The following is a 233-nucleotide window of genomic DNA, read 5'->3' as shown; positions in this document are numbered from 1 at the left end:
TACAAAAGAACCAGTTTGAGCGGATCTTTGAAAATGTATATCGTTGGCAGAAGAAATTATTTAGACCAATGATCAAAGACTTCATTGATGACTTTATTCTCGATAAAAATCATCTGCTACCACACAGAATCTATAAATGATAGTGCGTAAGTCCTAATATTGAAAATTAACTGAGAAATTTGACGATAATCGAAATACTGATCTGCAAAGAAGCGTTGTATACGTCGATAAAA

The 233-nt window shown here is 32.2% G+C and carries 1 pseudogene; it reads left to right on the top strand.

Annotated elements, in window-relative coordinates:
* Nucleotides 1-140, top strand: a pseudogene (locus NO346_RS14785) (IS701 family transposase); the annotation flags it as partial.
* Nucleotides 141-233 lie beyond the last annotated feature (93 nt).

Source organism: Acinetobacter sp. 5862 (assembly GCF_024494585.1).
GTDB lineage: Bacteria > Pseudomonadota > Gammaproteobacteria > Pseudomonadales > Moraxellaceae > Acinetobacter.
This window is presented reverse-complemented; position numbering and strand designations above follow the sequence as displayed.